Source organism: Pseudoalteromonas sp. S327 (assembly GCF_005886415.1).
GTDB lineage: Bacteria > Pseudomonadota > Gammaproteobacteria > Enterobacterales > Alteromonadaceae > Pseudoalteromonas > Pseudoalteromonas atlantica.
This window is the reverse complement of record NZ_PNDP01000036.1, coordinates 12746-26083: the sequence shown is the minus strand read 5'-3', so window position 1 is coordinate 26083 and position 13338 is coordinate 12746. Positions and strand designations below refer to the sequence as shown.

At 40.9% G+C, this 13338-nt stretch carries 9 protein-coding genes; 7 read left to right on the top strand and 2 right to left on the bottom strand.

The window, feature by feature from the left end; all coding sequences use genetic code 11:
• Positions 1 to 6 precede the first annotated feature (6 nt).
• Together recO and pdxJ are read left to right on the top strand one after the other, a co-directional pair.
• Positions 7 to 699: a DNA repair protein RecO gene (gene recO, locus CWB60_RS12030; RefSeq protein ID WP_138579042.1), complete on the top strand. Its 693-nt coding sequence runs from the start codon at positions 7 to 9 to the stop codon at positions 697 to 699.
• A gap of 21 nt (positions 700 to 720) precedes the next feature.
• A complete protein-coding gene (gene pdxJ / locus CWB60_RS12025) occupies positions 721 to 1452 on the top strand; it encodes a pyridoxine 5'-phosphate synthase (RefSeq protein WP_004586231.1) in 732 nt (243 codons plus the stop codon).
• Positions 1453 to 1557: 105 nt separating this feature from the next.
• On the opposite strand, the gene barA is transcribed toward pdxJ, so the two are convergent.
• Complete coding sequence (gene barA / locus CWB60_RS12020) at positions 1558 to 4332, bottom strand: two-component sensor histidine kinase BarA (protein WP_138579044.1); 2775 nt, start codon at positions 4330 to 4332, stop codon at positions 1558 to 1560.
• A gap of 111 nt (positions 4333 to 4443) precedes the next feature.
• Here barA and rlmD point away from each other — a divergent pair, with 111 nt between their 5' ends.
• The 5 genes from rlmD to eno all read left to right on the top strand — a co-directional run bounded on the left by rlmD (position 4444) and on the right by eno (position 11957).
• A complete protein-coding gene (gene rlmD, locus CWB60_RS12015; protein WP_138579046.1) occupies positions 4444 to 5769 on the top strand; it encodes a 23S rRNA (uracil(1939)-C(5))-methyltransferase RlmD in 1326 nt (441 codons plus the stop codon).
• An 8-nt stretch (positions 5770 to 5777) separates the two neighbouring features.
• Entirely contained in the window at positions 5778 to 7934 is a 2157-nt protein-coding gene (gene relA / locus CWB60_RS12010) for a GTP diphosphokinase (RefSeq protein ID WP_096041286.1), read from the top strand.
• A 1-nt stretch (position 7935) separates the two neighbouring features.
• Complete coding sequence (gene mazG, locus CWB60_RS12005; RefSeq protein WP_138579054.1) at positions 7936 to 8733, top strand: nucleoside triphosphate pyrophosphohydrolase; 798 nt, start codon at positions 7936 to 7938, stop codon at positions 8731 to 8733.
• 177 nt (positions 8734 to 8910) lie between these two features.
• Positions 8911 to 10545 carry a CTP synthase gene (gene pyrG, locus CWB60_RS12000; RefSeq protein ID WP_004586236.1) on the top strand — a complete coding sequence of 545 codons (1635 nt, stop codon included), beginning with the start codon at positions 8911 to 8913 and terminating at the stop codon, positions 10543 to 10545.
• Positions 10546 to 10658: 113 nt separating this feature from the next.
• On the top strand, positions 10659 to 11957 hold the full coding sequence (gene eno / locus CWB60_RS11995; protein WP_029771921.1) for a phosphopyruvate hydratase: 1299 nt from the start codon (positions 10659 to 10661) through the stop codon (positions 11955 to 11957).
• Positions 11958 to 12249: 292 nt separating this feature from the next.
• Here eno and mutH read toward each other — a convergent pair whose 3' ends face one another.
• On the bottom strand, positions 12250 to 12921 hold the full coding sequence (gene mutH, locus CWB60_RS11990) for a DNA mismatch repair endonuclease MutH (RefSeq protein ID WP_004586238.1): 672 nt from the start codon (positions 12919 to 12921) through the stop codon (positions 12250 to 12252).
• Between the last annotated feature and the right edge of the window lie 417 nt (positions 12922 to 13338).

The following is a 13338-nucleotide window of genomic DNA, read 5'->3' as shown; positions in this document are numbered from 1 at the left end:
ACTAATATGGATAGCGACTTCTACACAGCGTACCTATTACATCGGCGTCCTTATAGCGACTCCCAAGTAATGCTCGATATGCTGGTAGAAGGCGTAGGCCAGCTTAGAATGCTAGCCAGAGTGAGTGGTCGCCAGGCCACTAAACACAAAGCACAATTACAGCCTTTTCAGGCACTGCTTGTTCATTACAGTGGCAAGTACGATTTAAAATACATTAATAAATTTGAGCTACATGGTAATCCTTTATATTTAACAAAGGATAAGCTTTACTGTGGCTTTTATTTAAATGAGCTGACTAACCGCATTGTGCCGGTAAACGAGCCACTTGAACAAGTGTTTGAGCTCTACAAAACTCACCTAGAGAACTTAAATAGCGATGTCGATTTACAGTCGGTGCTGCGCTCATACGAATTTCAATTATTAGAGTTGTTGGGCTATGGCGTCGACTTTAGCTTTGATGCCAGTGGTGAGCCAATTGATGAAAGACAAACGTATAGTTACTTTCCTGAGTTGGGTTTTTTGATGCAACAAGATACACGCTCAGGGTTTAGCGGCGCGCAGCTCAAAGCGATTGCTAATCATGATTTTAGCCAAAACGATGTACTCTATATGGCAAAACAATTAAGCCGTTATTTACTAAAACCTTTACTGGGTAATAAACCATTAAAAAGCCGTGAATTATTTATGGCCTCTCAATAAACATATTTTACAGGTAACAAAATGAAAGACATTCTTTTAGGCGTAAACGTTGATCATATTGCAACGCTTCGCCAAGCGCGTGGTACATCATACCCAGACCCAGCACATGCAGCCAGTGTGGCAGAGCACGCCGGTGCAGATGGTATTACTATTCATTTGCGTGAAGACCGTCGCCATATTCAAGACCGCGATGTATACGTAATGGCTAAAACGATTCAAACGCGTATGAATCTTGAAACAGCGGTTACAGATGAAATGATTAATATTGCCCTTGAAGTAAAGCCTGAGTACGTATGTTTAGTACCTGAAAAACGTGAAGAGCTTACGACCGAAGGCGGCCTAGATGTGGCTGGTAATGTAGATAAAATTAAAGCGGCCACTAAAACACTAACTGATGCGGGTATTAAAGTGTCATTATTTATTGACGCCGATAAAGCACAGTTAGATGCAGCTAAAGCGTGTGGTGCACCGTATGTAGAAATTCATACCGGCGCGTATGCAGATGCCACTAATGATGAAGATTTACACAAAGAGCTTGAGCACATACGAGAGGGTGTGAAATACGCGGCGAGCTTAGGCTTAATTGTAAATGCAGGGCATGGCCTTCATTATCATAACGTAAAACCTATTGCTGCAATGCCTGAAATTTATGAGCTTAACATTGGCCACGCTATTATTGCGCGCGCAGCTATTGATGGCCTTGAAAAAGCAGTACGCGACATGAAACGTCTTATGATTGAGGCAAGGTTATAATTTAACCCTATGGTGGCACCATTTCATAGAAATACTTAATTAAGTAAAATGGTATCAAAACCTGTTAAAAGCGCATTTACTGCGCTTTTTTATTACGTGTTTTTATTAGCGTTGATGCTCGGTAACACTTGCATCTGACATAAGGTTTTCCAGCTCATCCTGTAGCTCAAATAGTTCAGGCTCAACGTTATCTAGCACGCAATCACTTTTAAGTGAGGTTTCTATGGTTTCTGCCAGTGATTTAAGCTTAGGCACACCGGTATAACAGCACGCGCCATGGAATTTGTGAATAACACTTAATACCGTTTGGCAATCGTTTTGCTCAATAGCTTCGTTGAGCTGCGAGAGCGTCTCTGGCACACTTTGTAATAGCATATTGAGCATTTCCAGCGCCAGCTCACCTTTGCCCCCTGCACGTTGTAGCGCAAGCGACCAATCTAAGCAGTTACTTTCAAATGGAGCAGGGCTTTGTGACGTTACACTTTTAATTTTGTCGCGGCTTACGGGCGATTGCGGACTATGATCGCATATAATTTGGCTCAGCATGTCCTCATCAATAGGCTTAGTTAAATAGCCTTTAAAGCCATCTTTTAATAGCTGCTCTTTTTCACTGTGCAGTGCATGCGCGGTTACCGCAATAATAGGTGTGTCTTCGTTTAAAGAAGACTCCTTAATAAGTTTACACGCGGTAATGCCATCCATAATCGGCATTTGTATGTCCATAAAAATAACATCGTACTTATGGCTTTTACTTAAGCTGTAGGCTTGCGAGCCATTATAAGCGGTGTCTATAAATTCAACTTGCTCTTTTAACAAGGTGCAAATAAGTTTTAAGTTTGCATCGTTGTCATCTACCACCAGTACTTTTAATGGCAATAATGTTTGATCGCTTGGCTCAATATTTAAGGTTGGATGATCAAGGCGATATGGCGCAGCCAGTACTTCACATAATTTACGATGATTAAGCGGCTTACTTAAACATACATCTGCACCACTACCAATGAAAGACTCTCTCATACTATGAGAAATAGTATTAAGCATTAAATATAAATAATCAGTTGACTCACGTACGCTATTTATATAACCCTTTAAACGTTGCATGTCATCTACCGATGCCATATCACCAATAATACAAATATCGTATTTAAACATTTTATGTTTAATAGCGTCTCGAAATGCACCTTCATTAAAACAAGCGGTTACTACAGTTTCCCACTCGTTTAATACAGAAAGCACTGAGTGATGCGTATGCTCGTGTGGCTCTAAGTATAATATGCGTTTACCAATAAGTGATTTAGAAGGTAAGTCGTTACTAAAGGTATGATCAGGCAACCTAAACACACCATTAAAGGTAAAACAGGTGCCGCTTCCCGGGGCTGAATTTAGCGTTATTCGGCCATTCATAGCCTCTACAATGTGTTTGGTAATAATGAGACCTAAACCAGTGCCGCCAAATTTACGGGTGATAGATGAATCTGCTTGGCCAAATGCTGTAAATAACGCATCTTGCTTATCCATTGGAATACCCACACCGGTATCGGTTACTGATACTAAAATAGAGGCGCGGTCTTCATCTAATAAGCGGTAGCTTATATCAACTTTTATAGAGCCTTTTTCAGTAAACTTAATGGCATTACTTAACAAGTTAATAAGGACTTGTTTAAGACGAGTGGGGTCACCGGTTAAATCATCAGGCACTTGTGGGTTGATATAAATAGATAGCTCAAGTTGTTTTTCATGTGCCGAGGGAGCTAATAATGTCATAACCTCGTTTACGCTATCGCGAAGTTGAAACTGGATTGATTCAAGCTCCATTGCGCCTGCTTCAAGTTTAGAAAAATCTAAAATATCGCTAATAATCGTCAATAAGCTATTGGCAGAAAGTTCTATGGTATCGAGGTAGTCTTTTTGATGTTTATTTAAAGGTGTTTTATACAATTGGCGCGTAAAGCCAATAACCCCATTAAGTGGGGTGCGTAACTCGTGACTCATTTTAGCTAAAAAGTCGGACTTAACGCGGTTAGCATCTTGCGCCTCTTTTTTGGCCATGGTTAGCTGAATATTTGAGGTTTCGTATTGCTCTAGGGTTTCGCGGTAATCACTCGTGGCTTGATCAATATTTTTCTGCATTTCGTCTTTTTGCATAACCATAGTGTGGGCTATGGTATTAAGCCCTTCACGCAAAAGTTCAAACTCGCCCATCATGGTGTCGTTTAAACCCGTGTCTCTTTTACCCTCAACTAGTTTGTCGGTGGCAAGTACTAACTTATTAAGCGGGTTCATGAACATACGGCTAAGCTTAAGCGCTAAAATAGATGCCAATATTATTGAAAATAAAATAACAATGCCGCTTATTAAAACCGCTCGCTGCTGGCCTATAATCGCTTGGTCTTTATTAAGTTGTAAAATAACGGTGCCAAGCGGGGTTTGAAAATCATTAATATCCCATTTTGATACCGGCGCAGAGTGATTAAAAATTGGGGTGTAGAACGTGATTAACTCTTCTGATTTATTAATTTTTGTTGTGTGAAGATTTTCAATTTGTTCTTTTTGAGTTAGTTCATCAAACGAGCGATGATAGTTGCTGGTCATAATAAGCTGATTGCTGGTATCAAAAATAGCAATCGATTTAATGGTTGGGGAGTGCTTATTGTGTGTGTAACTAATCAGACGGTTGAGCAGCTTTTTATTTTTTTCAAGTAAAGGCTGCTCTAAAGCAATTGCTAAGGGTTCAGATATTGAGCTGCCTTGTTGATATAAAATTTCATCAAGCTCAATGTAACGATTTATTGTAAAATAGCCGCCAAGTAACAAACCAATGATCACTGTGGGGATCAAGGTTAAGGTTAAAACAGAATCACGTAAGCCTAATTTGGTCATAATGGAAGCGTTATTATCATTATTAGTATGGATCGAGTATATACGGTTCATCGGCTATTCTCAAAGCATCTGATTTGCTTATACGTAATACAAAATTTAAGGTAATGCCGCATGGCGCAAATTTTTAAAGCAAAGAAAAAACCACTTAAACAGCAAACACTCACACTTAATATTACGGCCATGGATCATCAAGGGCGGGGCGTTGCCAAACACAATAATAAAGTGTGCTTTGTAAGCGGCGCTTTAATGAATGAAAAAGTAACGGCAAGCCTAATAGAAGATAAAGCCAAATACAGTAGTGCAAAGCTGGTTAAGGTTATTAATCCAAGCGATGCACGCACGCAGCCTTTTTGTCAGCATTATAATCACTGTGGTGGTTGCCAGTTGCAGCACCTAGAAATAAATCAGCAAGTGGTTGAAAAGCAAAATGCAGTGACGCAATTGTTTCAAAAATTTGCCAAATTAAGCGACTTAAATTGGCAAGCGCCTCTTTTAAGTAAGCCCACTCATTACAGACGCAGTGCGCGTATTGCCGTAATGTATGATAAAGCCGCTAAAAAAATGCGAGTTGGGTATCGTGCGCCTAGCTCTAAAAATGTGATTAGTATTGAGCAATGTGATGTGCTTAGTAAGGCATTTACTAACGTATTTAGTATTTTTGAAACGCTTATTAATCAATACAAAGCGCTACACAGTATAAGTCATTTGCAGTTGTGCCAAAACGAAGCTGGGAGCTTTATTGTTATTCGCCATACTAAAGCGATACCAGATGAAGCGAAAAGCTACGTACAAGAAGCGGCAAACGCACAGCAATGGTTAATTACCTGGCAAGACAACAGCGATGTTATAGAGCAGGCTCATTTGCCTACGCCGTATTATTTTTTAGAAAAGTTTAAATTAAAATTTGAATTTGGCCTTGGTAATTTTATTCAAGTAAATGATGATGTTAACCAAGCTATGTTAGCTCAGTCAGTAAATTGGCTTAACTTGCAAGGAAACGAGCAAGTATTGGATTTATTTTGTGGTATTGGTAACTTTTCATTAGTGCTAGCCCAGCATGCTAAATCGGTTATTGGAGTAGAAGGGGTTGCATCGGCGGTTGCAATGGCGACGCAAAATGCGCAAACTAACTCTATCACTAATGCGCACTTTCATTGTTTTGATTTAACGCAAAAAATTGAAACAGCACAATGGTTTAATAAGGCGCTAGACGTATTAGTATTAGACCCTTCTCGCACAGGTGCTATGGCTGTTTTAGAGCAACTACCTTTAAAGCAGTTTAAAACCATTTTATATGTCTCTTGCGATCCTGTTACTTTAGCCCGTGACAGTGCAATTATTTCGCAAGCAGGCTTTGAAGTTACTAAAATTGGGCTAATGAATATGTTTCCACATACAGGACACATAGAAACAATGGCGTTATTTCAACGGAGGTAAAGCGTTTTATGGTCGCTACACGTCAATCACATCAGCAGGACGACACAGGTGACTTTGCTACTAGCCTAAAGCAGTTAGCGTTATCACAAGAGAAAATAACGCTACTAAACAAAGCGCAAGCATTGTGTGTTACATGTGACAACCAAGCACGGCAAAACACGGCCATAGAAATGGTCGAGATTTTAGCCGAGCTAAATTTAGATGCAGAATCTCTCGCAACCGCGTATCTCACGCATTACTACTTAAACGACTTAGTAGACCTTGAAACCGTAGAAGCACAACTTGGCAAAAATGTAGCCATGCTTTTAACAGGGGTTGCGCAAATGGCTGCTATTAGTACTTTATCGCACCAAGGTAAAGGCACTATGCAGGTAGATAACATTCGTAAAATGTTACTTACCATGGTTGAAGATGTGCGCGCTGTGGTGATTAAACTTGCTGAGCAAGTGTGCCATTTACGCAATGTAAAAAATGGCGATGAAGAAGAGCGTGTTATTGCCGCTAAAGAAACCGCAGATATTTTTGCCCCGTTAGCAAACAGGTTAGGTATAGGCCAGCTTAAGTGGGAACTAGAAGATTTATCGTTTAGGTATTTACACCCCGACACCTATAAAAGTATTGCTAAACAACTTGATGACAAACGCCTTGCCCGTGAAGCCTATATGGAAGATATGGTTGCGCAAGTAAAAGCTCGCCTAAGCGAAGCCGGTATTGAGGCGCAAGTGTATGGCCGCCCTAAGCACATTTACAGCATTTATAAAAAAATGCAGCAAAAAAACTACGAGTTTGATCAGCTGTTTGATATCAGAGCAATGCGAATTGTTGTAGAGCGCCTGCAAGATTGTTACGGCGCGCTAGGTATTGTGCACACTAATTGGCGCCATCTTAATAAAGAGTTTGACGACTACGTTGCTACACCTAAACAAAATGGCTATCAATCAATTCATACCGTGGTATTTGGCCCTGAAGGGAAAACCGTTGAAATACAAATACGCACCAGCGAAATGCACCAAGATGCAGAGCTAGGCGTAGCCGCGCACTGGATGTATAAAGAAGGCGCTTTACCTGGGCGTGGCTCAGGCTATGAGCAAAAAATTAGCTGGTTGCGCAAATTACTGCAATGGCAAGAAGAAGTGGTTGATGGGGGCGATTTAGCCGAAGAGCTTAAAAACCAAGTTGTAGAAGACCGCGTTTATATATTTACCCCAAGTGGCGATATCATCGATTTACCTGTTGGCGCTACACCGCTTGATTTTGCTTACTACATCCACTCAAATGTAGGGCACCGCTGTATAGGGGCTAAAGTATTTGGCAAAATAGTGCCGTTTACACATCAGCTATCAACGGGCGATCAGGTAGAAATTCTCACGCAAAAGCAGCCTAATCCAAGCCGCGATTGGTTAAATCCATCGCTTGGTTATATTAAATCGTCGCGTGCAAGGGCTAAAATCCATCATTGGTTTAAACAGCTCGACCGCGATAAAAACTTAAGCGCCGGTAAAGAGATTCTTGATAACGAACTGCAAAAGCTAGATTTAACCTACAAAGATTTAGACCCAGCTATTAAGCGCTTTAATTTTAAAGAACTAGATGACTTAATGGTTGCCATAGGTGCCGGCGATGTTCGCTTAAACCAAATGCTTAACTTTGTCAGTGATCGTACCGAAGAAGAACCCGTAATTCGTTTTAAAGCGCCAAGTAAAGTAACTGGCGATAAAAACGGCATTGTGGTGGATGGCGTGGGCAGCTTAATGAGCCACGTTGCTAAGTGTTGTCGCCCAGTACCTGGCGATAAAATAATTGGCTATATTACACAAGGCCGTGGCATTGGGGTACACCGCGAAGATTGCGATTCATTTAACAACTTAAAAGAGCTGCACCCAGAGCGTGTAATATCGGTTAGTTGGTCAGATGAAATAAACGGCTCTTATGCGCTAAGTATAAAAATAGAAGCCAGCGATCGCTCAGGTTTAATTCGCGATATTAGCTCTGTACTGGCTAACGAAAAAGTAAATGTGATCAACATGAACGTTAATACTGTTGGGGCTGATCAGTTAGCGGTATTTACTATGCAAATAGAAGTGCATGATTTATCGGGCACAAACCGGGTTTTGTCTAAACTGCATCAAATTGAAGGTGTTCACAGTGCCAAGCGAAACCAATAAAATGGCAAACAGTAACGCCCTTGAGCAACTCCTCGATATTATGGCGTTGCTTCGCGATCCTACCGACGGTTGCCCGTGGGATCGCAAGCAAAACTTTAAATCGATTGTTCCGCACACGCTAGAAGAAGCCTTTGAAGTGGCCGATTGCATAGAGTCGGGTAATTTAAACGAGCTTAAAAATGAGCTGGGTGATTTACTGTTTCAAATCGTTTTTTACGCACAACTTGCCAAAGAGCAGGAGCTATTTGATTTTAACGACGTGGTTAGTGAGCTAAATAGTAAACTTACCCGCCGTCACCCTCATGTTTTTAACACCAAGCAAGCATTAACCGACGAGCAATTAGCAGAGCAATGGCAAGCAATTAAAGCACAAGAGCGTGCAGCAAAAGTACAGCCAAGCAAAGCCTCACTTTGGCAAGATATACCCACCAATATGCCAAGTCTAACTAAAGCTAAAAAAATTCAGCAGCGTGTTGCCGCACTTGGTTTTGATTGGCCAAGCTACCACGGGGCACTTGATAAAGTAAGTGAAGAGGTACTTGAAGTAAAAGAAGCGCTTGAGCACGACCCTTCATCCGATCATACAGCAGAAGAAATAGGCGACTTATTATTTGCCACAGTAAATGTGGCTCGCCATGTTAAACGCGACCCAGAGCAACTACTCAGACAAGCCAACGATAAGTTCTCGGCGCGCTTTGAAAAAGTGCAAGGTTATTTAATTGCAAAAGGTAAAAGTTTAGAGCGCGCAACGCTTGAGGAAATGGAAGAAGCATGGGAAGCCATTAAAAAAGCGAAATAAGATTAGCTCAGTACAACCTAATGTTAATCAACGAACATTTTTTGTGCGTCTAAACGCTATTTTTAGCTGGATTGCTCAACGCTGTTTTGGTACAATTTCGCCCCGTCTTGATGATATACCCAGAGTCTCTTTCTCGGGTGTTATATTCCTTTTAATTCCTGATATTCTAGGGTTCGCATGAGTACAAAATTTATCTTCGTTACTGGCGGGGTTGTTTCTTCGTTGGGTAAAGGTATTGCAGCAGCGTCATTGGCAGCTATTTTAGAGGCCCGCGGTTTAGATGTTACCATTTTAAAGCTGGATCCTTACATAAACGTTGACCCAGGCACAATGAGCCCAATTCAACACGGTGAAGTATACGTTACAGAAGACGGCGCCGAAACGGATCTTGATTTAGGTCACTACGAGCGTTTTATTCGCACCAAAATGACCAGCCGCAACAACTTCACACAAGGGCGAGTGTACGAAGATGTACTACGTCGTGAGCGCCGTGGTGAATACTTAGGTGCAACCATTCAGGTTATTCCACACATCACAAATGACATTAAGCAACGTGTATACGACGGTGCTGAAGGTCATGATATTGCGATTGTAGAAATTGGTGGCACAGTAGGTGATATTGAATCACAACCATTTATTGAAGCAATTCGTCAGTTAGGTACAGAAATTGGCCGCGAACGCGCGCTATTTATTCACCTAACGCTAGTGCCATTCTTAGGCCCTGCAGGCGAAGTAAAAACTAAACCAACACAGCACTCAGTTAAAGAGTTACGCTCTGTAGGTATTCAGCCAGATATTCTTATTTGTCGCTCAGACCGTAAATTGCCTAACAACGAACGTGCAAAAATTGCATTGTTCACAAACGTTGAAGAAAAAGCGGTTATTTCGCTTCCTGACGTAGACAGCATTTACAAAATTCCTGCGCTATTAAAATCACAAGAGCTAGATAACTTTGTATGTCGTCGTTTCCACCTTGACGCACCAGAAGCTGATTTAGTTGAATGGGAACAAGTACTTTATCAAGAGTCTAACCCGACTGGCGAAGTAACGATTGGTATGGTTGGTAAGTACATTGAACTACCAGATGCATACAAATCAGTTAACGAAGCACTAAAGCATGCAGGTCTTAAAAACCGTTTAACCATTAATATTGAATACGTTGACTCGCAAGACTTAGAAAGCAAAGGGGTAGAACTGCTTTCTCATCTAGACGCTATTTTAGTACCAGGTGGTTTTGGCGGCCGTGGTGTTGAAGGTAAAATTTTAGCAGCTAAGTATGCCCGTGAAAACAAAGTACCTTACCTAGGCATTTGTTTAGGTATGCAAGTAGCGCTTATTGAATATGCACGTAATGTTGCAGGTTTAACCGACGCTAACTCAACTGAGTTTAATATACACTCAAAAGCGCCAGTAGTGGGCTTAATTACAGAGTGGTTAGATGCTGAGGGTAACATTGAAATACGTGATGAAAAATCTGATTTAGGTGGCACCATGCGTTTAGGCGCACAAAAATGTCACTTAACGCCGGGTTCTAAGGTGCACGAAGTGTACGGCAATACAGAAATTATTGAACGTCACCGTCACCGCTACGAAGTAAACAACAACTTTGTAGAGCAATTAGAGCAAGCAGGTTTAAGCTTTACCGGTTTATCAGAAGATAAAAAACTAGTAGAGATCATCGAAAATAAAGATCACCCATGGTTTATTGCCGCGCAATTCCACCCGGAATTTACGTCAACACCACGTGATGGTCACCCGTTATTTGAAGGGTTTGTAGCAGCCGCTCATACTCACCAAAAAACGTCTTCGTAATTAAAAAAAGCCGTGCATATTGCACGGCTTTTTTGTCTAAAGGGCTGACTAAAAGATATAAAACGTAGTAAAGTTAGCTGAACTCACCATTTTGGGAATATAGAGGAATCAAGATGTCAGAAATCGTAAAAGTAATTGGTCGCGAAATTATGGACTCGCGTGGTAACCCTACTGTTGAAGCTGATGTATATTTAGCTGATGGTTCTTGGGGCCGCGCTGCCGCTCCTTCAGGTGCATCAACAGGTACTCGCGAAGCACTAGAGCTACGTGATGGTGACAAAGCCCGTTACTTAGGTAAAGGCGTATTAAACGCAGTTGGTTTTATTAACAACGAAATTGCGGATGCGCTAAAAGGCCAAAATGCATTAGAGCAAAGTGCTGTAGATAAAGTAATGCTAGATTTAGATGGCACCGAAAATAAAGAAAAACTAGGTGCAAATGCTATCTTAGCGGTATCACTAGCAACTGCAAAAGCCGCTGCACAATTTAAAAAAGTTGAGCTTTACGAGCACATCGCAGACCTAAACGGTACACCAGGTGTTTACTCAATGCCGTTACCTATGATGAATATCATCAACGGTGGTGAGCACGCCGATAACTCTGTAGATATTCAAGAATTTATGATCCAACCTGTTGGCGCTGAAAACTTCCGCGAAGGCCTACGTATGGGCGCTGAAGTATTCCACAGCCTTGCTAAAGTATTAAAAGCAGACGGCCACTCTACAGCGGTAGGTGATGAAGGTGGTTTTGCACCAAACCTTGCATCAAACGAAGCGGCACTTGCAGCTATTAAAACAGCTGTAGCAAACGCAGGTTACGAGCTAGGTAAAGATATTACACTGGCTATGGACTGTGCAGCCTCTGAGTTTTACGACAAAGAAGCAAACATTTACGATCTGAAAGGTGAAGGCAAAAAGTTCACTTCAGAAGAGTTTAACTACTTCTTAAAAGATCTAACTGAGCAATACCCAATTGTATCTATTGAAGATGGCTTAGATGAGTCAGATTGGGATGGCTTTGCACACCAAACTAAATTAATGGGCGATAAAATCCAATTAGTAGGCGATGATTTATTCGTAACTAACACAAAGATTTTAAAACGCGGTATTGATAACGGTATTGCTAACTCAATCCTAATTAAATTCAACCAAATTGGTTCACTAACTGAAACGTTAGCAGCAATCAAAATGGCTAAAGATGCAGGCTTTACAGTTGTTATTTCGCACCGTTCTGGTGAAACAGAAGATGCAACTATTGCTGATTTAGCGGTAGGTACTGCTGCAGGTCAAATTAAAACAGGTTCATTGAGCCGTTCTGACCGTGTTGCGAAGTACAACCAACTTCTTCGTATTGAAGAAGCGCTAGGTTCTAAAGCACCTTACAACGGTCTTAAAGAAGTTAAAGGTCAGTAATTCTATTTTATATAGAATCTTATTTTTAATTTTAGATGATAAAATCCTCGCTAATGCGGGGATTTTTTATGCCTGATAATTTATCAAAGAGATGAGAATGCTTTGTAGGCGTTAAGCTTGCTGACGCGCGCAAGTAGTGCGAAAAGAGGGTACAAGAAAAGCGAAAACTCTTTATTTAAACCTCAAATTGTTTTATTAACAAAGGTGAAATATCTTGTAGGCGTTAAGCTCGCTGACTCGAGCAAGTAGTGCGAAACAGGATTTGCTTAACTCATAATATTTTCTGCACAGCTCAGAGCTGAAACTGCTGCTTTAAAATAGCCCCTGTAAAACTGGTTTTTAAATAAAAACCACGCGGTAAGGTTTTTATTGTTTGCCCATTTGGGCCAATAGCATCGGTAACCACTTTGCTATTAGCTGCTTTTGGCCTAATTTGAATGGCATCCCCTAAATGGCCCGATATTTCATCAACTCGCCCAAGCGCTATTAACTCCATTTGCTCTTCCCAATCACGTTGTAGCAATGCATCTTGCTCAGGCGTAGGCTGCCATAAAAAACCACTGCCTATGGTTCTATCAAAAGGCGCAATATCGCGCTCACTCAATATAGGCAGCCATAAAACATGATTGAGTTTTTTACGCACAGCGCTTGTATGCCACGTCATGCCGGTTACGTTTATAAGGGGGGTAACCGACACAAAAGTGGTTTCTAAGGGTTTTCCTTTATACGAAATAGGCAGTGTTTTTAATTCAATGCCTAAATCTTCAAAGTCGGGGAGGGGTTTTGAGCCTGCAGTAGCGCCTAACACGTATTCAATAAGTTGCCCGGTCCAGCCTTTTTCGCGTAATAGGTCGTCAGGGGTTTTAAAGCTGTATTGAGAGGCTAATTGCCCTAATGTTAAACCGGCAATAGCGTTTACGCGTTGCATTAAGTCATTAATTGAATGGGGTTTTGTTGGTCGCATGCTACTCATTTACCTTGAATAATTAACAGCACCATGATAGCAAAACCCCCGTAAGGTGGATATCTTTGCTTTTGGTTGTTTTTTATACGCACTGTGTTTGGCGTAATTTTGCTCACCCCAAAAAGTCACAGTTTAACTGTAAGTGACTGACTAGCTTTAATATTTTCAATTAACTCATTCAGCTTTAATTAAGTTAGTAAATTCTATATGGGATAAATACAACTATATAAACATGTTTATCCACAGAATCTGTGGAGAAAGCGAGTTTTTAGATCTGCTATTGTGGACTTGTTTGCAAAATAGCCTTGTTTATCAAAAGTTATACACAAGCTGTGAGTAAATAGCACTAAACATAATAATCAAGGCATAGCTTAGCTTTTTTTGCTAAAAGTTGCGTCAATTAAGGGTTATTTTATC